This is a genomic window from Halomonas sp. NyZ770 (assembly GCF_020616575.1).
GTDB classification, from domain to species: Bacteria; Pseudomonadota; Gammaproteobacteria; order Pseudomonadales; family Halomonadaceae; genus Vreelandella; species Vreelandella hamiltonii.
This window is the reverse complement of sequence record NZ_CP085143.1, coordinates 1,391,385-1,414,464: the sequence shown is the minus strand read 5'-3', so window position 1 is coordinate 1,414,464 and position 23,080 is coordinate 1,391,385. Positions and strand designations below refer to the sequence as shown.

Annotated in this window: 15 protein-coding genes and 1 tRNA gene; 2 read left to right on the top strand and 14 right to left on the bottom strand. The window is 59.4% G+C overall.

Annotated elements, in window-relative coordinates:
• Positions 1–18: 18 nt before the first annotated feature.
• The 11 genes from uxuA to LG409_RS06365 all read right to left on the bottom strand — a co-directional run bounded on the left by uxuA (position 19) and on the right by LG409_RS06365 (position 13,274).
• Positions 19–1,200, bottom strand: coding sequence for a mannonate dehydratase (uxuA, locus tag LG409_RS06415; protein ID WP_227407862.1), 1,182 nt, complete (start codon positions 1,198–1,200; stop codon positions 19–21).
• A gap of 14 nt (positions 1,201–1,214) precedes the next feature.
• A complete protein-coding gene (locus tag LG409_RS06410; RefSeq protein WP_227407861.1) occupies positions 1,215–2,690 on the bottom strand; it encodes a mannitol dehydrogenase family protein in 1,476 nt (491 codons plus the stop codon).
• Between the two features lie 65 nt (positions 2,691–2,755).
• Positions 2,756–4,165 carry a glucuronate isomerase gene (uxaC, locus tag LG409_RS06405; RefSeq protein ID WP_144983383.1) on the bottom strand — a complete coding sequence of 470 codons (1,410 nt, stop codon included), beginning with the start codon at positions 4,163–4,165 and terminating at the stop codon, positions 2,756–2,758.
• A 63-nt stretch (positions 4,166–4,228) separates the two neighbouring features.
• On the bottom strand, positions 4,229–5,518 hold the full coding sequence (locus LG409_RS06400) for a TRAP transporter large permease (protein ID WP_039177710.1): 1,290 nt from the start codon (positions 5,516–5,518) through the stop codon (positions 4,229–4,231).
• Complete coding sequence (locus LG409_RS06395) at positions 5,515–6,009, bottom strand: TRAP transporter small permease (protein ID WP_039177713.1); 495 nt, start codon at positions 6,007–6,009, stop codon at positions 5,515–5,517. The genes LG409_RS06400 and LG409_RS06395 overlap by 4 nt, the downstream gene beginning before the upstream one ends.
• 90 nt (positions 6,010–6,099) lie before the next feature.
• On the bottom strand, positions 6,100–7,041 hold the full coding sequence (locus LG409_RS06390; protein WP_227407860.1) for a C4-dicarboxylate TRAP transporter substrate-binding protein: 942 nt from the start codon (positions 7,039–7,041) through the stop codon (positions 6,100–6,102).
• A 104-nt stretch (positions 7,042–7,145) separates the two neighbouring features.
• Entirely contained in the window at positions 7,146–8,357 is a 1,212-nt protein-coding gene (gene manD, locus LG409_RS06385) for a D-mannonate dehydratase ManD (RefSeq protein ID WP_039177719.1), read from the bottom strand.
• Positions 8,354–9,091, bottom strand: coding sequence for a GntR family transcriptional regulator (locus tag LG409_RS06380; protein ID WP_039177722.1), 738 nt, complete (start codon positions 9,089–9,091; stop codon positions 8,354–8,356). Before LG409_RS06380 ends, manD begins: the two co-directional genes overlap by 4 nt.
• Before the next feature lie 221 nt (positions 9,092–9,312).
• Positions 9,313–11,001 (bottom strand): methyl-accepting chemotaxis protein, encoded by a 1,689-nt coding sequence (locus LG409_RS06375; RefSeq protein ID WP_096923215.1) that lies wholly within the window; start codon positions 10,999–11,001, stop codon positions 9,313–9,315.
• Between the two features lie 217 nt (positions 11,002–11,218).
• A complete protein-coding gene (locus LG409_RS06370) occupies positions 11,219–12,988 on the bottom strand; it encodes a GGDEF domain-containing protein (protein WP_227407859.1) in 1,770 nt (589 codons plus the stop codon).
• Positions 12,989–13,025: 37 nt separating this feature from the next.
• Complete coding sequence (locus tag LG409_RS06365; protein WP_227407858.1) at positions 13,026–13,274, bottom strand: putative hemolysin; 249 nt, start codon at positions 13,272–13,274, stop codon at positions 13,026–13,028.
• 246 nt (positions 13,275–13,520) lie between these two features.
• Here LG409_RS06365 and LG409_RS06360 point away from each other — a divergent pair, with 246 nt between their 5' ends.
• A complete protein-coding gene (locus LG409_RS06360) occupies positions 13,521–16,361 on the top strand; it encodes a PAS domain-containing protein (RefSeq protein WP_227407857.1) in 2,841 nt (946 codons plus the stop codon).
• 164 nt (positions 16,362–16,525) lie between these two features.
• Here the strand turns inward: LG409_RS06360 and LG409_RS06355 are convergent.
• Both LG409_RS06355 and LG409_RS06350 read right to left on the bottom strand, forming a co-directional pair.
• A tRNA-Arg gene (locus LG409_RS06355) sits at positions 16,526–16,602 on the bottom strand.
• A 52-nt stretch (positions 16,603–16,654) separates the two neighbouring features.
• On the bottom strand, positions 16,655–17,602 hold the full coding sequence (locus tag LG409_RS06350; protein WP_039177736.1) for an AEC family transporter: 948 nt from the start codon (positions 17,600–17,602) through the stop codon (positions 16,655–16,657).
• Positions 17,603–17,729: 127 nt separating this feature from the next.
• Here LG409_RS06350 and LG409_RS06345 point away from each other — a divergent pair, with 127 nt between their 5' ends.
• Positions 17,730–20,804 carry a bifunctional diguanylate cyclase/phosphodiesterase gene (locus tag LG409_RS06345; protein WP_227407856.1) on the top strand — a complete coding sequence of 1,025 codons (3,075 nt, stop codon included), beginning with the start codon at positions 17,730–17,732 and terminating at the stop codon, positions 20,802–20,804.
• Here LG409_RS06345 and LG409_RS06340 read toward each other — a convergent pair.
• On the bottom strand, positions 20,801–22,816 hold the full coding sequence (locus tag LG409_RS06340) for a sensor domain-containing diguanylate cyclase (RefSeq protein WP_227407855.1): 2,016 nt from the start codon (positions 22,814–22,816) through the stop codon (positions 20,801–20,803). The genes LG409_RS06345 and LG409_RS06340 overlap by 4 nt on opposite strands.
• Positions 22,817–23,080: the final 264 nt, after the last annotated feature.

Sequence of the window (23,080 nt, the reverse complement as noted above, 5' to 3'; positions counted from 1 at the left end):
GTAATGCCCCGATGACAGCTAGCGGCCCGTCAACTGCCGCACGGCCAGCTCCACTCCGCGCAATTCGGCCAAGCCACGCATGCGCCCGTACAAGGGATAACCCGGCGCCGTCTTGCGCTGCTGATCGTCCAGAATATGGTGGCCGTGGTCGGGCCTTAGCGGTAAACGCGCCCCGCCCTCCCTCTCCCTGCGCCGCTCTTCCTCTATCAAGGCATGAATCACGCCCACCATATCGACACTTCCGCTGAGGTGAGACGCTTCGTGAAAGGAGCGCTCGTCACCCGCTTCCGATTGCGTCGCTCGCAGGTGGGCAAAATGGATATGTCTCGCAAACCGCCGCGCCATGGCCACCAGATCATTTCGTTTGCTGACACCTAAAGAGCCCGTACAGAAGGTGATGCCATTGGCCTGACTGGGAATGATATCGAGGATCCATTCGATGTCGTCGGCACAGGAAACCACTCGGGGCAGGCCCAGTAACGGCCGCGGAGGATCATCCGGGTGAATGGCCATGCGAATGCCGAGCGACTCCGCCACGGGAATCACCGCTTTCAGGAAGTACCCCAGGTGCTTGCGCAGCTGGGCGGCATCGATCTCCGCATAATCTGCCAATACCGAGCGAAACTGCGCCAACGTATAGTGCTCTTCCGCGCCAGGCAGGCCCGCGATCAAGGTATTGATCAACCGCTCACGAGCCGCCGTATCCAGCGCTTCCAGATAGCGGGTTGCCTGGGCTTTCTCGTCGTCACCATACTCCTGTTCGGCACCTGGGCGCCGCAGCAGGTAAAGATCGAACGCGGCAAACGCGACTTGATCGAAGCGCAGCGCCAAGGCGCCATCCGGCAACTCGTAGGCCAGGTCGGTGCGCGTCCAGTCCAGAACCGGCATGAAGTTGTAGCAGACGGTGTCGATACCGCAGTCCGACAGATTACGAAGGGTCTGGCAGTAACTGGCAATCAAGGCATCCCGCTCTGGCAGGCCCTTTTTGATCGACTCATGCACCGGAACGCTCTCGACCACCGACCAGGACAATCCGGACGTCTCGATCAACTGCTTGCGCTCACGTATGGCCGCGATTGGCCAGACCTGCCCGTTGGGTAGGTCGTGCAGCGCCGTGACGACCCCCGTCGCCCCCGCTTGACGAATTTCCCGCAGTGACACCGCATCCTGCGGCCCAAACCAGCGCCACGTATGCTCCATTCTCGATCTCCTTGTTAGCGGTCTGCCAGCATGGCCGACAGCGCACCGACCATCCCACCTTGAGTCAGCGCTCGATAGGCGGCTGAGACGCACGCCACGAACGCCGAATCCGCCGCCAGTGCACCGGGCACGATGTCCTGCATGTTCAGAAATGCCGTGACGAGGCCAGCACAATCACCCTCATGAACCTGATGCAGCGACGCAAAACGCTGGGCCAGCGGGTCATCGACCGGGTACGACTGCCCATGCAGATCGTGGCCTGCGGTATAACGAATCCAGGCAGCCATACCCAGTGCCACGCAGGGCGTCTCACCTCCGTGGCGACGCCGTGCCAGCGTACCCGACAGCCAGCGCTGCGGCAGTTTCTGACTGCCATCCATGGCGATTTGCTGCAGGCGATGCCGCAAGCTGTCATTGGCAAAGCGTGCCAGCAGGGAATCGGCATAGGCGTCTAAATCGATCCCGTCGGGCATGTCGAGGGTTGGCGCGGCCTCCTCCAGCATGTAGCGGCGAAGCAGCGTGCGTAGGCCCGTATGGTTCACGCCATCGAAGACGGTTTCGATGCCTGCCACCGCACCCAGATACGCCAGCAAGGAGTGGCTACCGTTGAGCATGCGTAACTTCATGGTTTCGAAGGGGGCCACATCGGCAACCATATCGACGCCTTCGGCCTCCCATTCAGGGCGACCCATGGGAAAGTGATCTTCCACGACCCATTGGCTGAACGCTTCACACACCACGGCATTAGGATCGTTCACACCCAACACCGAGAGGCGCTCGAAATCCTGTTCGGTCATGGCGGGGACGATGCGATCCACCATGCTGCAGGGAAATGCCACCTCACTGGCAATCCATTGGGCCAACGAGGCATCGCGCAACTGGGCGAGCTGCAGCACCGCCTGGCGCGTGCGCTTGCCGTTATCGGGCATGTTGTCGCAAGAGAGCACCGTGAAGGGAGCGACCCCTGCCTTGTACCGGCGGGCCAAAGCTTCGAGCAACAGCCCTGGGGCGGTTCGGGGTCGTTCCGGGGTTGCCATGTCACTGGCGACCATGGGGTCTTCGGTACGCAGCTCCCCACTGGCAGGATGCAAAAAATAGCCTTTCTCGGACACCGTCAAAGTGACGATCCGTGTCTCGGCAGCGGCCATTCTTGCCAACAACACCTCCCGGTCACGCCCCCACTGCCCTGCCGCATCGCACCCGGTGAACAGCGCCTCTTCCAGCACGCCGATGTCGCGCAGCGTCAACGTCTCGCGACTGGAATACTCCGCCACATGGTAGCGATACCCGGCAGCGTGCAAGCCATCCACCAGCCCGACACTGGCACGCAGGTTGGCACTGCAGACGCCCCAACGGGTGTCGCCACTACGCTGGCGGTAGCGCTCCAGATACACGGCCTGATGAGCACGGTGGAAGGCCCCCAGGCCAAGGTGAACGATGCCGATATGGCCTGACGCGCCAGCACTGGCAATGCAATGTGGATGAGTCATGGAAGGACACTCCTGTGATGACAAACCGCCCGAAGGGATGACTCAAGCGGAACGCTTCCTGGTGGTCATACGTCGATACCGAAATAATCGCGGGCATTATCGAAGCTGATACGGCGCACCATGTCGCCCAGCAGGACTTCATCATCGGGTAATTGCCCATCCACGACCCACTGGCCGAGCATGCGACATAGCAGGCGACGGAAGTATTCATGGCGTGTATAGGAAAGGAAGCTGCGGGAGTCGGTCAGCATGCCAATGAAGCGGCTCAGCAGCCCCAACTGCGCTAACTGGGTCATCTGGCGCTCCATGCCATCCAACTGGTCGTTGAACCACCAGCCAGAGCCAAACTGCACTTTCCCTGGCACACCGCCACGCTGAAAATTACCTGCGGCCGTCGCCAGCACTTCGTTGAACGTCGGGTTCACGCAGTAGAGCACCGTGCGGGGCAAGCGGTCATCACGATCCAGAGCATCGAGCAGCCGCGAAAGAGGAGCCGCAACCGGCCGGTCATCCATGGAGTCAAACCCCATGTCCGGCCCTAACTGCCGCACACCCCGCGTGCTGTTATTGCGCAATGCACCGATGTGGTACTGCTGCGCCCAGTCACGGCGATGGTATTCTCGCCCCAGGAACAGCAACAGCGCCGTGGTAAACTGCGCGTGCTCCTCTTCATTCGGCAAACGCCCCGACAGGCGTCGGGAGAAGATGCCCTCCAACTCGCTATCACCCGCTTCGGCAAATACGACGCGGTCCAACCCATGGTCCGAAATCCGGCAACCCAGGTCGGCAAACGAGTCCATTCGCCGAGACAGCGCGCGGCATAGCGAGGCGACATCGACAATCTCCACATCAGCGGCTTCGCCCAGGCGCTGCAGGTACTGAACATAGTCATCGGCCTGAAGCTTGAACGCCCTGTCGGGTCGAAAGCTGGGCAGCACCTTGACGTTGAAATCCGCAGCCTTGGCAATCTGCGCATGGTATTTCAGATCATCCGCCGGATCGTCGGTAGTGCCCACCATGCGTACGTTCATCTGGCGAAGTATGCCACGGGCCGAGAACTCAGGTCGTTTCAGCAGGTCATTACCACGCGCCCAGATAGCGTCCGCCGTTTTTTCCGAGAGCAGCGTATCGGTGATCCCGAACGGGCGACGTAATTCGAGATGCGTCCAGTGATAGAGCGGATTACCCAAGGTATAGGGAACGGTGCTGGCCCAGGCCCGAAATTTCTCCAGGTCGCTGGCATCGCCAGTACAAAAACGCTCATCGATCCCATTCCAGCGCATCGCCCTCCATTTATAGTGGTCCCCCCGCAGCCAGATATCCGTCATATTCTCGAAACGGTAATCCTCCGCAATGTCACGGGTTGGCAAGTGGCAGTGGTAATCGAAAATGGGCTGCTCACTGGCATGGCCGTGATACAGGCGGCGTGCCATGTCCGAATTGAGCAGAAAGTCATCATTTAAAAACAGGTTCATCGGTCATCTCCACAAATAAGGCAGTCGTACTCTTCTTGAACCCCCTACTGGCGCGCATCGCGGTTACCCCAGCAACAAGTTGGGCAAGAACAGAACGACACTTGGGAAAAAGATGATCCCCAAGACCACCACGAGCACTGCCAGCGCAAAAGGCAGCAACTCACGGCTATAGTCGTAGAAAGAGCAGCGCAAAATGCCGCACACGGTATACATGGAAATACCCACCGGTGGCGTCATGCCGCCAAACGTCACCAGTGTCATCATCAACAAACCGAAATGCACAGGATCGACACCCGCCGCTTTTATGACGGGCACGAGAATGGGGGTCAGCAGCATGACGACAACGGTGGCTTCCAACAGCATGCCCAACACGACCAGCAAGACGGCCAAGGTAAGCAATAAGGCGATCTGGCTGGAGAACACCCCCAGCATCAGCTCTGCAATCGTCTGCGGCACCCTTTCGAAAGAGACGACATAGCCAATAATCCCGGAGAACATGATGATCAGCATGATCATCCCGATATCTCTGACGCTGGCTTTCATGGCATTGACTATTTCCTTGATGCCCATCTCTTTATGAATGACACACCCCACCAGCAAGGCATACGCAACGGCAAAGGCACCGGCTTCGGAAGGCGTGAAAAGCCCGTAACGAATGCCCACCAATAGCCACACGGGAAAGAGCACCGCCCAAATACTGCTGCGCAGCGCCTGCCAAACCTCACGCCCGGTAGGTAACTGCTGCCTCACGGCGTGATACCCCCGACGCTTGGACATCACATAAGTGGCCACCATCAGCGCCACCATCAACAGGAACCCCGGCACCAGCCCGGCAATGAACAAACGGCCAATGGAAACCTCTCCCAGGTAGCCGTACAGAATCAGCCCGATACTGGGCGGAATCGTTGCCGTAATCAGCCCGCCGATGGATAACACCGCCCCCGTGAACCCTGGGGAGTAACCACCGTTCACCATGCTTTTACCCAACACACGGGACTGCATGGCAGCGTCGGCCACGGCCGACCCGGATACCCCTCCCATCAGCGTGCTCAGCACGATGCTGGTCTGCGCCAAACCGCCACTCATCCAACCCGCCAATAGCGAGGAGAGATGCAGCAGTCGTGGCGTAATGCCACTGGCATTCATCAAATGACCAATGAAGATAAAGAGGGGAACGGCAAGCAGCGGAAACGATTGCGTTGAAGAAACGATGCGCTGCACGGCAATACTGGTAGGTAAAAACGTATCCGGCAGTAGAAAGTAGCTAAACCCCGCAATGCCAATCGCAAAAGCGACGGGCATGCCGATGGCCATCAATAACAAACCCAGCCCCAATAACAACGCCGCTGTCATAATGCCTCCTCTACCACGTCGTCATCGTCTGCGATCAAGCAGCCCACCACGCCATGGGAAACGACGCGCCTGACCAGCGAGATCAACATCAACGCAGCGCCGACCGGCAAGGCCAACGTGATGTACCCATAACTCAGCCCTGCCACGCCCATGGGGCGCTGCCAGTTGGATATCGCCAGCGGAAATCCGTACCAAATCAGCAGCACCAGAAACAGCGCCATCAGGCTCACGCACAGTCCTGTCACCAGATATTGATACTTCAACGGCATACGGATGACGAACGCATCGATACGCACCTGGCCGCCACGACGCAGAGTGATATCGGCCCCCAACACGGCCGTCCAGATGAATAGAAACTGGGCAAGCTCCGCGCCTCCCGCAAACGGCTGGCCTATCGCCCTGGCCGTGGAGCTCATGAGCATGATCAAAGAGGTGCCACCGAGCAGCATGATGGCCAGCCACTCTTCGGCTTTTTCGTACCAATGCCACATACACACATCCTCTCCCCATGGGGCAGTTGGACTATCAGGTATCAGCGATCCAAACGCAGCCCCCGCCTGCCTCATGGCAGGGGCTAACGCTCACTCCTGGCCGAGCAATTGGCGACGATACTGTTCGTAGCCCAATGTTTCGTAGACGGTGCCCACGCGCTCACGGAACACCTCCAGGTCGACCTCGGTAAAGACGATGCCCGCTGCCTCCATCCGCTCACGCACGGCGGCTTCGGCCTCTACGGTGGCCTCGCTGGCCTCGTCCCCCGCTACCTGCAGTTCTTCGTCCAGAATGGTGCGTAACGCTTCAGGCAAGGATTGATACCACTGCTCGGACGTCACAATACCGGTCATCAGCTGAATGTGGCCGGTCAACGCCACGTGGGTGATCACCTCATGCAGATTTTGCCCTTCGGCACCGGTCAGCTGCGCCTCGGCGCCATCGATAGAGCCAAGCTGCAACGCTGAATAGACCTCTGACCAAGGTAGCGGAGTTGGCGTAGCGCCCATGGCACCGATGGTGTTGATCCACACGGGCGAGTTGATCGTGCGCACTCTGACACCACGCAAGTCATCAGGCGCATGAACCTCGTTTTGTGTCAGCATCTGACGCGCGCCCTGATACCAGTTGTAGTTGAGCAGCCGCAAACCGCTGGTGTCTGCCAAGCCCTCGATCCACTCCAGATACAGGGGCGATTGGGTAATCTGTCGATAGTCGCGGTGGTCTTCCACCAGATAGGGAGCGCTGAGGATGCCCAGCTCCCGCTGATACTCGGAAAGCCGTCCGGCATCGATCAGAATGGCAATGTTCGCTCCGCTGCGAATCTGCTCTACCACATCCTCGTCCGAACCTAGCTGGCTGTTGGGAAAAATCTGAACTCTCAGTTCGCCTTCGGAGCGCTCCTCGATGGTTTGCCGAGCACTCTCCAACGCTTGTGCTATCGGGTCCTGAGGGCTCAAGGCGATAGAAATATTCAGTTGATAAGCCGCTTGAGCCGTACTGCTCATCATGGCCAATACAAGTGCAGACATTATTGTTCTGGTTTTCATCTTTGCCTCCAGTGAGGTTGTTTTGTTATTGATGCTTCCCATAAGCCAAGGCTAAAAGCACCGTCGTCTTTCAGCCCACGCTGCCGTTACCAATGCCAAAGCGTTCCGTCTTCGAGCCGATTGACCGGCAAGCTGGCCCGTTTGTAGGGGTATTGCCTGGCTAAGGTTTCGTCGATATCCACCCCGTGCCCCGGCGCTTCGCCTACGATGAAATGCCCCTCTTCAAAACGGTAATCGTGAGGAAAGACGGCATTGGTTTGGTCGGTGTGGGGCATGTACTCCTGAATACCGAAATTGGGCACCCAGGTGTCGAAATGGATGGCTGCCCCCAGGCACACCGGTGACAGGTCGGTCGGCCCATGGAACCCGGTACGCACGTGATAAATAGCCGCCAGGTCTGCCAATCTCCTGACATGGGTAATGCCACCTGCGTGGGTCAACGTGGCGCGGATATAGTCGATCCACTGATTTTCGATCAATGCCTTGGCATCAAACAGGCTATTGAACACCTCACCCACGGCCAGAGGCGTGGTGGTGTGCTGACGAATCAACCCAAACGCCTCCTGGTTTTCTGCCGGGACGCAGTCTTCCAACCAGAACAGATGGTAGGGTTCGACCTCCTTGCCTAGCCGAGCCGCCTCGATAGGCGTCAGGCGGTGATGAACGTCATGCAAGACATGCAGGTCGTCACCGAACCGTTCACGTACCGCCGCAAACAGCTTGGGCACGTGATTCAGGTATTTGTGGGTACTCCAGACGTGTTCCGCCGGCAGGTCCGCATCGGCAGGCTCGTAGGGCTCACCGTCTCGCTTGGCGACGCCATAGATACTGGCGATCCCAGGCACACCGGCCTGCACACGGACGGCCTTGTAGCCTTCATCCACATGCCTAGCGACTTCTTCCAGGCACGCCTCGATGTCTCGTCCAGTGGCATGCCCATAGACCATGACGCGGTCGCGGCTTTTCCCTCCCAGTAGCTGGTACAACGGCATATTCGCCAGCTTGGCCTTGATGTCCCATAGCGCCATGTCCACGGCGGCGATGGCGCTCATCGTGACCGGGCCTCGGCGCCAATACGCGCCTCGGTAGAGGTATTGCCAAATATCTTCGATACGCTGCGGGTCTCGGCCAATCAATGCAGGAATGACGTGCTCTTCCAGATAGCTGACCACCGCCATCTCTCGCCCATTGAGAGTAGCGTCCCCAATGCCATACACCCCCTGGTCGGTAAGAATCTTGAGCGTGACGAAATTGCGCCCCGGCGACGTCACAATGGTATAGGCATGCTCTATTTTCACTGGCTGGCCTCCTCGATAAGGGATGCGGTTTCCTGAGAATCGAACAGATCGGGGAAGCGCTTGACCAGATCCGGCAGCGAGATGAAGATTTCTCTCAAATGATGCCGCATGGCGTGTTCTGCTCGCGCCGAATCGCGCTCTTCGATGGCGGCCACGATGTCCGCGTGCTGATCGATCAACCGGGCAATCGGGGTGCTGTCCGGCACGCTCAGGTAGCGCACGCGATCCAACTGCGCACGAACGTCCTCGATCACTTTCCACGCAGCATGTTGCTCGACCCCCAGCGAAAGCATGCGGTGGAACTCTTCATCCAACCGATAGAAACGACCGTAGTCGTGGGGCGCTATACAGCGCCGCTGCCTGTCCAGCAAATCATGCAGTTCAGCCATGATGCCGCTCTTGAGGCCTTTGCTAGCGGCCTGCCTGACGATGGCAACCTCCACGGCCTCGCGCACGAAGCGCGCTTCGAGTACCGCCCGTTGAGAGATCTTGACCACATAGGTGCCCCGCTGTGGCCGCACCTCCACCAGTCCGGCCTCGGAAAGGCGTATGAAAGCTTCACGGACAGGCTGTCGACTGACAGAAAAGTGATCGGCAATCTCTTTCTCGGAAAGCGCCTGCCCCGGCGCCAACAACCCTTGGATGATGGATTGACGCAGCACTTTATACAGGCGCTCACGTACTGGATCGCTGTCTCGCGTTTCTGCCCATAGCGTTTGCAGTGGCATATGCATAGTAGGTATCCAAATGCGGCCGAACGGGTTCGGCACTTAACTGATATGACTAGTATGGTAGTATGGCAAAAAAAGAGATAGCCTTTAATGGCTATACTTTAGTGGCAACGATTACGACTCTGACGCGGTTGATATGACAACTCAGCTGCGAGGCCATGGAAGTGGCACAAAAAAACCAGCCGCCTAAGCGACTGGTTTCAGGACCAAGGGAGGGGAAGAACTCAGAACTGTTCCCAACCGCCTACTGTCGAGGGTTGGGCTGGCAGGTTGGGCTTGCCTTTCACGCTGTCGAGGCGAAGCGAATCGGGGCGGCGCGGCGCCGGTAGGCGGTGGGGCTGAGAGTTGGTATGGCGGCTGGAAGTTCTGAACGCGTTCACGCTGTTATTCAGGGAAGCGGCTTCTCCGCTGAGCGCATCGGCCACTCGGCGGTAGCTCTCCATGTCTGAAGCACTGGCTTGCGTCGTGCTGTCGATCTCGGCGATGGCTAGCCCGATCTGTGCAACCCCGTCGCTTTGCTCACTGGCGGCGCGGCTAATCTCTTCCATCAGGTCGTTGACGCGCTGGCTGGCCTGCTTGATGCGCAGCGTGGCCGCCTGGGTTTCACGGGTGTGGGCCACGCTTTCCAGAACGCTCTGGTTGGTGTCCACGATCATGCGCTGCACTTCCTTGGCCGCTTCGGCGGTCTGGTTGGACAGCTTGCGCACCTCTTGCGCCACCACCGCAAAACCACGCCCATGCTCCCCTGCCCGAGCAGCCTCCACGGAAGCGTTCAAAGCGAGAATGTTGGTCTGGAAGGCAATCGCATCGATGGTCTGCACCATGTGCTTCATGCGCTCCGACTGCTTGGTCAGCACCTCCATGGCCTGCGCCAGCTCATCGGTCAGGCGGGATGCCGTACTGACCTCTGCCAGGTTGGTATCTGCCGCCTTGCTCGCCAGCTCCGCGTTGGACGCGCTTTGACGCACGGTACTGGAGATCTCTTCCATACTGGCAGCGGTTTGCTGCACGGCGGAAGCCTGTTGCTCCAAACGATCAGCCATATTGCTGTTGTTATTGAGAATCTGGTCGACCACCGGTCTGATGACTTCCATATTGCGCTGGATGTCGCTAGCCGTGGAAAGCAACGAGCGGCGCATCAACTGGAGGGCTTCCAGCGTCTGACGTAGCGATTGGCGCTGGTGAGAAGGAATGGCCGCATTCAGATTGCCTGCCGCCAGTTGCAGTGCAATATCTTTCAACGAACCGACCGAGCGGTTCAACGACCCCAACAGCAAGACATTGACGCCACAGATCAGCCCTGCCAGCACCAAGGCCAACACTCCCAGCTGCCACCCCCCCAGGGCATAGTGCTGAGTCACCGCCAGGCCTGCATCCAGCAGCACCACGCTGGCCAGCGTGGCGAACAGCAGGCGCGTTTTGACGCTTTCCCAATGAATGGATGGTAGCTTGCCCAATAACCCACGGCGCTTTAACTGCCCGCGCTTCAGATAGTAGGGGCACGTCTTTTCGCGCATTTGTCGGTAAATGTTATCGAAGTAGCGCGTCTTTTCCTCTTCCGCATAAGAGCGCAGCGATGCGTACCCCTGGAGTTCTCCTTTATCCATGACCGGCACGACATTGGCATGTACCCAGTAGTGGTCCCCATTCTTACGGCGGTTTTTTACATAGCCCTGCCAAGAGATGCCTTCACGCAGGGTGGCCCACATATCGCGGTATACTTCCGGCGGCATATCCGGATGACGAACGACGTTATGGGGTTCGTTCATCAACTCTTCGATATCAAAACCGCTGACCTCGATAAACCGAGGATTCGCATAAGTGATATAACCGTTAGCATCAGTACGCGAAATCAAAAAATCATCAGGATCAATAGGATAGTTCACCTGGGAGACATAGCCATTGTTTCTCATCACACACCCCCTCGTTATCGACTGCCTGGGCAGCACCCATCATTGGGCTTATGTAACTACTATGGAGGGAGATATTAAAAAAGTAACTAGGCCAGCTGGAGATGTGACATTTGTTGACATTCACTAAAAATAACGAGATCAACAACTATAAAGACGATGCTTATCATTAGCCAGAAAACAAACTTAAAACAACTCTTCTACACAACTTGCATAACATTTAAAAAGCATCAATAAACGATTGATCCGCTTCAGTCTGCTGCCAGATCACACAGCGATCTCGCCCACGGTGCTTCGCCTGATAAAGCGCCTGGTCTGCCATCTTGATCAGCGAATGTCGGCTGTCGGCATGCTCGGGGTACGCCGCAATACCGCACGAAAGCGTGATGTAGCCCAACGGTTGCTGGAGGTGAAACAAGGCATGGGTACGCAGCGTCTGCAACAGCTCGTTGGCCCGTCGTTCGGCCTCATCGAGGTCGGTCATTGGCAACAGCGCCACGAACTCCTCCCCGCCCAGGCGGCACACCACATCGCTCCCGCGAAAGCAGCGTGTCAGCAGGTTGGCGACTTCGATCAGCACCGCATCGCCCACATCATGGCCAAAGCTGTCGTTGACGTTCTTGAAGTGATCGATGTCGATCATCAACAGGCAAAGCGGCTGCCCACTCTGGGCGGCGCGCTCCATCTCTTCATCCAGCAGCGTATCGAAGTGGCGCCGATTGGGCAGCCCGGTCAAGGCGTCCTGGAGCGACAATCCCTTCAACTGGTCCACCAGTTGATCCAGCTCCGCCGTACGCGACTTCACCTGCGCCTCCAGCGTCAGGTTCGCCAGAGCCAGCTGCCGCTGCGTGAAACGGTAATGCCACAGCGAGACCCCCACGATGGCCATCGAAAAGCCCAGCGCCCCAACGCTCAAAGGCACTTGCCGCAGCGCCACCAGCCCGTGGGCCACCAGCATATCGAGCACCAGCAAAGGCGCGAACATTACAAAGCTGAACACCAGCAAACGTTGCTCCAACGCCAAGCGGCGCCATGCCACCAGGGTGATCAGCAGCATGCAGGGCAACGTCAGCAACAGCAGCACGTCAAACACGGGAAAGGTCAGGGCCAAGTTCAAGAAGCCGAACTGCACCAGCCCCATCGTCACCACCAGATACCCCAGATGAAGCTGCCAGAAACGCGCCATCCAGCGCTTGGCCGACCCCACCAACCAGTGGCTCAACAGCAGCCCCATGGCAATGGGCAAGGTAAAATAACTGGCGGCGCGCAGCATGTCCCAGGCCAAGGGGGCATCGGCGATCAGCTGCCTGGCAGGCGTTTCGGCCAACAGCATCAATCCGGAAGCACAGGCGAACAGCGCCGTGGCACCAAAGCCTCGCCGGTCAGGGCCCATCAGCGCAAAAATACCCGCAAGCGTTGCCAACAACAGGCTGAATGCACTGACCGCCAGGTCTTTTGCTGACGCCTTCAGCATCGCCTTGAGGGCGCCCAGGCGGTCCATGACCCGAACATCGCCCCATAAACCAATGCTGGTGTAGTCCGAATAGATGCGTATTGACAGGGTCTGGCCCGCAAAATCGTCGGGCAGCGGAATCAAATGCCACGGCCAACCAATGAAGCGCGGCTGCTGCATATCGCCGTGCTCATAAATCAGCTCATCCCCCAAAAACACCTGCCCGACCAGATTGATGCTGGTGATGTGGATCACCGGATCACGCCAGTTTCCCTCAGGCAGTACGGTCCTGAACCAGACATATTGCCGCCCCTCGCGCTCGGGCGGGTTCGATGGAAAGGCAATGGCCTGCCAATCGCGGCTCGGCTCCGATAACCAGAGTGGCTCCCCTTCGCTGTCCAATGGCGAGTCCCCCCAGCGGTACTCCCACTCCCCCAATGGAGAAGGGCCCTGGTAGCCGTGAGCCAGCCCAGAAAGTGCCAGCAGGGCACACAGAGCAGGCCACCCCGCCAGGGTACGCCATCGAGAAAGAAGCATCGCCATGACCACGTGCACTATCAGCCACCCAATAGGATTAGAAGTTATCCAGCCGTTCCGTACGGTAAAGATGCCATTCATTCTCTACTCGGCCATCTGGCAAGCGGCAATAACGCCCCGTCCCCAAACGGCTTTCACGGGTGATACGCTCGCCTCCCCGTGCCTCACAATGTTCAGCCGCCGCCGCTTGCATGCTCGGCGCCTGCTCACCCCCCGCCGTGGCACATCCCGCCAGCAATTCGGTCATCCCTACCGCTACCCACAGCGGCCAATAACGTAATCTCATGTCATTTTCCTCAACGCAATATCCAGTCTTGCGACCTGCCATATCGCGCCCTGCCAGACCTATGTGTCACCCGACTATAGCGCCTCTTTGACGCACGAGTCGCGTCCTCTTTTACACGCTCCCAGATTCCACAATTTTTCACATCTGCGCTAGATACCGCGATACCGCCTGTATTTACACTATGGGGAGGTCAGGCGTGCCCCTTGATGGCGTGCCAATGCATTTCAGAGAGTGGTGGGTCACGCCATGAAAGAGCCAACGATTCAACGCAATCCCGCAACGCCACCCCTCGTGCGAGCCATCAGCGAGCTGCTGGATGACCGTGCCGATGCACGCTTCGACCGCGTGACTCAGCTGGCCCAGCAAACCTTCGGCGTTTCGATGGCGGTGATCTCTTTCATTCACCAGGCCAAGCTCCTGTTCAAGTCCTGCCAAGGAATCGACCTGCCCTCCCTGCCCCTCGACCAGACGTTTTGTGGCCATGCCGAGCTGGACGATGCGCCGCTGATCGTCGAAGACGCTCGGCAAGACGCCCGCTTCGCTCGACTTCCCGTTGTCACCGCCGCCCCGTTTCTACGCTTTTATGCAGGCGTACCGCTGCGTATTCATGGCCAGCGCATTGGCACGCTCTGCCTGCTAGACCCCGAACCCAAGCAGTTGAGTAGCGAGCAGCTCAGCCTGCTATGCGATATGGCCGCCATGGTAGAGGAGCTGGTGCAGAGAGACATCGACTACGGCACCTCGCGCTCCGGGCTGGTTCAGGAACTGCAAGCCAGCCGAGACGAATTCGCCTCGCTGCTCAGCAACATGCCCGGCGTCACGTTCCGCTGCCTGCCCGACGACAACTGGACCATGCTCTACATCAGCGGCCAAATCGACCAGATCAGCGGCTACCCCGCCGAAGAGTTGCTGAACAACAAATCCACCAGCTACGCCGAGCTGGTACACCCCGACGACGGCCCCATGCTGACCGAACAGGTCAACCTGGCGCTGGAACGCAAGGAAGGCTGGCATTTCGAGTACCGCGTTCGCCACCGAGACGGCAGCTGGCGCTGGGTCGAAGAGCGCGGCAACTGGGTACCCGGCAATGCGCAATACCCGCTCATCATGGAAGGCTTCATTGTCGATATCACCCGCGAGCACGAAGCCCGCAGCCAACTGCGCAAGCACCACGACGCCCTCAATCTGCTCAACGATATCGCCTTTCAGCCCGCCGACACACTCGATGCCAAAATCCAATACGCCTTGGCCCGTGCCAAGGCCTATCTCGGGCTGGACCTAGCCGTGATCAGCCAGATCGAAAGCGACGTGTACACCGTGCGCTGGGTCGATGCGCCCGACACCCTGCCCATACCGGCCGGCTACAGCCTCCCCGTCGACCAGACCTGGTGCCAACTGCTGCTTTCCGACCAGCAGCACGAGCTGTTCATTGCCAACGTCTCCGACAGCCGCTACCACCATCATCCATGTAACCAGAGCTTTCCCATCGGCACCTACGCAGGTATTACCCTGAACGTAGAGGGCCAAATATTCGGCACCCTGAACTTCACCTCCAGCCACTCCCGGCTGGGAGAGTTCGATGAAAGCGAGACCCTGTTCATGCGCCTGCTCGCCCGCTGGCTCTCGGACACGCTCACCAACAGCCTGAGCAACGAACGGGTCACCAAACTGATGGCCCAATTGCCCGGCACGATCTACCAATACCGGCTATTTCCCGATGGTCGCGCCACCTTCCCGTTCAGCTCTCCGCAGATCGAGGCGCTCTACGGTATTACGCCAGAAGAAGCCGCCCAGGATGCCGGGCCCGCGTTGGCCACCATCCACCCCGACGACCTCGAGAGCGTCGCGGCCAGTATCGTGCACTCCGCCAACACCCTCGATTACTGGGAAGCCACCTACCGCGTCAAGCAACCCGACGGCCACTACCGCTGGACCACCGGCCAAGCCCGCCCAGAACGCCTGGCCGATGGCAGCGTGCTGTGGCACGGCTACCTGTACGATATTCATGAACAAGAGCTGGCCCGCCTGGCCATGGAGCGCAACGAAAGCCGCCTGCGCGGCCTGTTCGAATTTGCCCCCATCGGCATTGCCCTGAACGATTACGAAACCGGACGCTTTATCGACCTCAACGACGCCCTCATCCAGCCCTCCGGCTTCACGCGGGAAGAGTTCGTCAACCTCAGCTACTGGGACCTGACCCCCAAAGAGTACCAACCCGAAGAAGAGCTGGTGCTGACCAGCCTGGCCACCCATGGCCGGTACGGCCCGTTCGAAAAAGAGTATTACCGCAAGGACGGCAGCCGCTACCCGGTGCGCTTGCAAGGCATGCTCAGCCAAGACCCGGATGGCAAATGGGTCATCTGGTCGCTCATCGAAGACATCACCGAACGGCGTCGGCTGGATAAAATGAAGAACCAGTTCATCGCCACGGTGAGCCATGAACTGCGCACCCCGCTCACCTCCATCAACGGTGCGCTGGGGCTGCTGGCCGGGGGCGCACTGGGGGTCTTTCCACCCCAGGCCGCCGCCCTGCTCGACACCGCCCTGCGCAACGGCCAGCGCCTGACCACGCTCATCAACGACCTGTTGGACATGGAAAAACTGGTGGCCGGAAAAATGCCCATGCAGCTCGCCGAACAGCCCCTGGCCCCCTTGGTCACGGAAGCCATCGAATCCATGGGCAGCTATGGCGACCAGCACCAGGTCAGCCTGCATCTGCTGGCCAACGACACCACCCTGAACGTCAACGTGGATGGCCAGCGGCTCATCCAGGCACTGACCAACCTGATCTCCAACGCCATCAAGTTCACCCCCGCAGGAGCAGCCGTCAGCATCACCGCCCACGCCCAGCAAGGCCGCGCAGAAATCCGCGTGCGCGACCACGGCCCCGGCGTCCCCGAAGCCTTCCAGGCACAGCTCTTTCAACGTTTCTCGCAAGCCGACAGCAGCGACACCCGCAAACTCCCCGGCACCGGCCTGGGCCTGGCCATCACCCGAGAAATCTGCCGCCAGCTAGGCGGCGACGTACACTACCAAGACGCCCCCGGCGGCGGCAGCGAGTTTGTGATTGAGTTGCCGGTGGTGTGAGGGGAACGCGAGTAAGTCTCGGAGCGAGAGGTATACCACACGGTATTCCTCTGATTGTAAGGGTGGAATGTATAGAGGAACATGCAATAGAGCTGAAAGATTAGAAATTTCAGCGCACTAGCTCTGTTTCTAGGCTTTTGAGGACTTCCCGAGAAGCCCCCCAATGGCGTCCCTGGCAGGAGTCGAACCTGCGACCTGCCGCTTAGGAGGCGGCTGCTCTATCCTACTGAGCTACAGGGACTTAGGGGGCGCGTAGTATAGCGCGTTGGCTTGCCTCGGCCAACCGTCGCGCTTTAAATCCACCCCGCCAGGCGCAGGGCGAAAATGCCCAGGGTCACGGTGATGCTGGCCATCAGAGTGGTGATGGCGATGATATTGGCGGCCAGGGCCACGTTGCCGTTGATGGCCTTCACCATCACGAAGCTGGCGGCGGCGGTGGGGCTGGCGAAGAACAGGAACAGCAGGCCCAGTTGCGCGCCGGAAAAGCCCAACAGCCACGCCGCGACCGTCGACAAAGCGGGCAAGGCGACCATCTTCATCAGGCTGGCACTCATGGCCACTTGGCTGCCTTCACGCAAGCTGGACACCGAGAGCGTGGCGCCAATGCAGATCAGCGCCAGGGGCAGCGTCAGCGAGGCAAAGTAGTTGCCCGAGGTCATCACCCAACTCGGCAGCCCTACCGAGAACGCCGTGAACGGCAACGCCGCGAACACGGAAAGAATCAGCGGGTTCTTGACGATATGCCCCAGCAGGCTGCGCCAATCGGTGGATTGGCCGGGCTGGTACGCCGCCAGGGCCACCACGGAAAGCGCGTTGTACATCACGATCACCACGCCCAGCAGCAGGCTTCCCGCCGAAAGCCCGTAGTTGCCGTACATGCCCGCCGCCAAGGCCAGCCCCACCACGCCGCAGTTGCCGCGAAAGGCCCCCTGCACGTATATCCCTCTGTCTGCCTGGGGCACACGTAGATGCGCCCAGCCCCAGCTCAGGGCGAACTGCGCCAGGGTGGCCACGGCGAAGAACAGCAGCAGCGGAATGTCCAACGCGACACTCAGGTCGGCCTTGACTAGACTCAGAAAAATAAGCGTCGGCAGCGTCGCCTTGAACACCAGCGTCGAGGCCGTGCTGATAAAGGCACTGTCGATCCAGCCAAGGCGTTTCAAGCCAATGCCGATGAACACCATGGCAAACACGGGTAGCGTCACGTCTAGCGTGCGGGTAAACAGTTCCAGTAGATCCACAGCAGCTCTCTCAGTTGGATAAGCGACGTCTTATACTCTACCGTTGACCAAGATTTGTCGACTGGCTAGACAGGCACCTCGGCATAAGGGAAAGTAGCCCTAAACGCGCATCACGGATACGTTACGTATGGTACAGCCCGCCGTCCCTGAACACGAAGCACACCGGCTTCTCACCCTGAAGCGGTACACACTGGGGGATCTTTCGGCTGACCAGGAGTTTGACCGCATCACCCGTCTAGCGGCTGCTTACTGCGAAACCCCCATGGCCTTGATCACGCTGGTGGATGCCAGTCACGTCTGGGTCAAAAGTGGCGTGGGCGAATACAGCCCCACGGTATTGCGTCAGCTTTCATTATGCGGGGAAGCCATCCTCGAACCCAAGCTGTTCGAAGTATCGGATGCACGCCTGGATGCGCGGCTCCATAAATTGCCCATGGTCAGTGAAGCGCCCCATGTCGTGTTCTATGCAGGCATGCCGCTGGTTGCCGAGGATGGCAACATCATCGGCACACTGTGCGTCATGGATCAAAAGCCCCGCCAACTGAGCCCTACCCAGCGGGAACTGCTGCAGCAACTGGCCAGCAGCACCGTGCTGCAGTTCGAGCACTACCTGAGCCAACGCGCCTATCAAGCCATTGGCAATGCCGCCATCGGCCTCTGGGAGATGGATGTCGCCACCCGAACCACCCACTGGAACGACGTGGTCGATGCGCTCTATCAAACCGATGCTCGGCAAGCCAACACCTTCGAAGCGCGCATGCAGGCGTACACCTCGGCTGACCGCGCCCGCCTCGTCGAAGCCATCGACACCGCCATTGCCCACGGAACGCCCTTCAACGACATCTTCGAGATGCAGACCCCTTCGGGCGAGCCGCTCTGGGTCAGAATCACCGGCAACCCCTTGGCCGTGGATGGCCAAGTGGTGCAGATCATCGGCACCATGCTCGATGTCACCCCCCGCAAGAAGGTCGAAACACAGCTACTGCGCCAGCAGGCACTGGAGCAGGCCATCATGCGGGCGCAGGCCAGCTTCATCGACGAACAGGGCAATGCCAAGGCGCTGAACCCGCTGCTCGACGACCTGCTCACCCTCACCGGCAGCGAATACGGCTTCATCGGCGAAGTGCTTTACCACACCGACAAGACACCCTACCTGGTGGCCCATGCTATCACCGACATCAGTTGGGACGAGCCCTCGCGGCAATTCTACGCTCAGCACGCCCCCAACGGCATGGTGTTCAGCAACCTGGACACCCTGTTCGGTCATGTCATGCGCCACGAAGAAGTGGTCATTGCCAATGAGCCCGCCCACGACGCCAGGCGCGGCGGCCTGCCACCGGGGCATCCACCGCTCGATGCGTTTCTGGGGGCACCGATTCACTTCCACGGTCGTTGCATCGCCATGATTGGCCTGGCCAATCGCCCCGGGGGCTATCATCCCGACCTGGTGGAGTACCTGGCCCCGCTGCTGGGCAGTATCGGGCAGTTCATCAACACTCTGCGCCACCACCGCCAGCAGCAGCAAGACCAACAGGCCATCGCACGGCTCTCCCTGGTGGCCAAGAACACCAGCAACGGCGTGGTGATCACCGATGCACGTGGCAACATCGAATGGATCAACGATGGCTTTACCCGGCTCAGTGGCTACACCTTCGCAGAAGCGGTCGGCAAGAAGCCGGGGCAACTGGTGCAGGGCAAAGCCACCGACCGCGCCACGGTACTGCGCATCGCCCATGCTCTGCGCCACCGCCAGCACTTCGAGGAAGAGCTGCTCAACTACCGCAAGGATGGCACCCCGTACTGGGTACATATCAGCTGTAACCCGCTGCCTGCCAATGAGCAAACCGGCGGCGGCTTCATTGCCATCCAGTCGGACATCACCGACACCAAGCTGCACGAAGAAGCGCTGTACAAAGCCGCCAATATCGACGAGCTGACGCGGCTACCCAACCAGCGGCTGGCCCGCACGCAGTTGGAAGCGCTGGTGCGCCAGGACACCCCGCTGGCCGTTGCGATCCTCAACATCGACGATTTCAAACGCCTCAACGACCTGTTTGGCTACGCCACCGGCAACAGCATACTCAAGCGCATTGCCAAACGGCTGGAAGCCTTGGTCAGCCCCTTCAAGGCCCAGGGCATCACGGCGCGGCTCAGCGGCGATGAGTTCGTGTTGGCCGGACCAGTCCAGCGCCTCACCCCGTCCACCATCCAGCACGCCATCCAGCAGCCGCTGCATGTGAACGGGCAAAAGCTGAAGCTCACCGCCTGTCTCGGCATGACCAGCTACCCCAAAGACAACGTCGACCCAGACGCCCTGTTTCGCCATGCCTACCAGGCGCTGTACCAGGCCAAGACCCAAGGGATCGCCCAGTGCGTCCGCTACAGCACCGATGAAGAACACCTGGTCAAACTGCGCCAGCAAGAGCGCAGCGCCATTCAGCACGGCCTGGCCAATAACGAATTTCGTCTCTACTACCAGCCCCAGGTCGATCTCGAATCGCACACCTTGGTCGGGGCAGAAGCGTTGATTCGCTGGATTCACCCGCAACACGGGCTGCGCAACCCCGCGGAATTTCTGCCCCTGCTGGAAGGCAGCGAGCTGGAGTTTCATCTGGGCGAGTGGGTCATCGAAGCCGCCTTGAAGCAGCTGCAAAGCTGGCTGGCCATGGGCATCGAACTGCAGGTGAGTGTCAACATCAGCCCGCAACACCTGCTGCACCCCGGCTTTCTGCCGCAGTTGGAACAGCTGCTGCTGTACTACCCGCAAGTCCCCTCACGGCTGCTCGCCATCGAGATACTCGAATCGGCCACGCTGGATGACATGCAGGCCGCCCTGCACGTGCTGGAAGAGTGCCAGCGACTCGGCATCGAAATTGCCCTGGACGACTTCGGCACCGGCTACTCCTCGCTGGCCTACTTCCGTCGCCTGCCCGTGCAGTTGATCAAGGTAGACCGCGACTTCGTGCGCGACATGCTGGAAAGTGAGGATGACAAAGCCATCGTGGAAAGCATCATCTTCATGGCCAGAAAATTCTCACGGCCGGTGCTGGCCGAAGGGGTCGAGACCATGGAGCATGCCAAAGCCCTGCTGGCCATGGGCTGCCATCTGGCACAAGGTTACGGCATTGCCCGTCCGATGCCCGCCGACGAACTGCCAAGCTGGCTGGAAACCTGGCAGGCAGAAGGGTTTGCGCTGCGTTAATCGAACAACGCCATCGGGTCGCTTTCCCCCGTCAGCTTGACCATGACGCCATCGCGCCCCTGGCCCTTGACGTCGTAGCTAGCGGCATCGGCACGGGCCAGGGCGACTTCCACGGCGTCATCGCTTTCATCGAAGACGGTCACGCCAATACTCAAGGTAACGGTATATTCCTTGCCCTCATGGGTCACCGACACCTCGCTCACCGCCTTGCGCAGTGAATCGGCAATCACCTTGGCTTGCCCCAGCGTGCAGCTAGGCAACAGCACGCCAAACTCATCGCCCCCCTGGCGGGCCACGTGGTCGCTGCGGCGCACCTCCCAGGCCACCACCTGAGCAATACGGCGCAGCATCTCGTCACCCAAGGCATGGCCGCCTTCGTCATTGATCGGCTTGAAGTGATCCAGGTCGAACAGCAGCAGCGCCGAAGGCGTACTGGTTTTCTGAAAATCGGCGAAGGCCTCTTCCAGGCGGCGCTCGAAGCCACGTCGGTTCAACAGCCCGGTCAAGGGGTCATGTTCGGCTTCCCAACGCTGCAGCGCCTCTTGCTGGCGCCGCTCGGTAATGTCCTTCACCACACCGACCAACCCCAAGGAGTGGCCGCCTTGGGTCAACATCACCACCCGGGCATGAATATCCAGCCACAGCGTTTCGCCGTCGCTGCGCAGAAAACGCAGCTGGCGCACGAAGTCGCTGCCGGTCTTGAGACTATGCGTCCACATATCACGCGCACCCTCACGCTCATCCGCGTGAATCTGTGTCAGCCACTGCTCCATCGGGGTATCGGCTGAAATGCTCAGCATCTGCAAAAGCGCAGGGTTCATGTAGGTGATCTTGCCACCGAAGTTGGCCACGAACATGCCCTGGGGGGTGGCGCTCAGCACCGAATCGAGAAACGCCTCACGCTCCTGCAAATGCCCCACCAGCTGCTGGCGCTCGTCTTCCACACGATTGAAGGTATTGGCGACCTGCTGTAGCTCCTGCATCCCCGTGGCCAGGGCCAACTGCGAACGCCGCCCAGCCCCTACTTCGCCAATCTGGCGTTCGAGATGCTCCAGGGGCTTGAGAATACGCGCCAGCAACCACCACAGTAGCGGCATCATCAACAGCGAAATCACCAGCCAGATACCAAACAGCTTGGAGATGAAGCCCGAAAGCGGAAGCTGCGCCTGCTCGGTGGGCAAATAGAGCCCAACGACCCAGTTGGCTGGCCACACTTGCGCATATGCTTGCAGGCTGGAGCGCCCGTCGGCCAGCTCGCTGACCCCCTCCCCTTGCCAGCCGTCCAGGGCCAGGTCCAGCAGGGCATTGCGCTGGGCGCGGCTGATTTCTGCATTCACCAGCTCGTAATCAGGGTGGTAAAGAATCTTGCCTGACGCCGTGGAAACCGCCGCAAAGCCGTGGTCACCCAAACGAATCGTGGCCAATCGCTGGAACAGGCCGCTACGGTCCAGGCTCACTATCCCCGCCACTAACCCAGCAAAACGGCGGTCTTCATCCAGGCGGGGCACGGTCATCAGCACCATGGGCGCGCCGCTTGCACGGCCAATGAAAGGCTCGCTTACATAAGGGCGGCGAATGCCCTGCACCATCTTGAAATATTCGAGCTCCGAGGCATCGAGCCCCACTCGCCCCACCACACTGGGCCAGTCCGCCACGATCTCACCATACTCGTCACTCACAATCAGTCCATCGAACCAGGAGAGCAAGGCATCGTTTTTCTGCAGCTCGTATGCAAGCCAACCCACGTCATTGGAAGGCCCCATGGAGCTGCTCAACCGCTTGAGCGCATTGATACGCTGATTCACCTGCTGGGTGATCTCGTCAGCCAGCAAACTGGCCTCGTAGCGCAAATGAGACATGTTGGTCTCGTGCACCATGGTCTTGCCGACCTGCCAGGCCATGCTCAACACCGCGCCCGCCAAAATCGCCAAGGCGAAAGAGAGGCCCAGCAGCAGCCGCCCTTTCAAGGAGCGTAACGTCAACAGCCTGTTGATGAGGGGGGCTAGTCGCACCAGAAATTCCTATTTCGTCAACGTTCCTTGAATACTGCCCTAAAATTCAATCGTTATTGCATCACAGGCAATCAACTTACCAAAAACAATCACAAACTGCGCGTTGATATAATTCAACTTAATCTCCTTGTATCACCCTAGGCCAAGGCATGCCAGCACGCTAGCCTGGTCAGCCAAGCGCTCACTGCGCGCCACGAATTGATAACCCTGCCCAATTCACGTATGTTCGCCGCCTGTTTGGTATCTTTATCAGGACGACTTGCG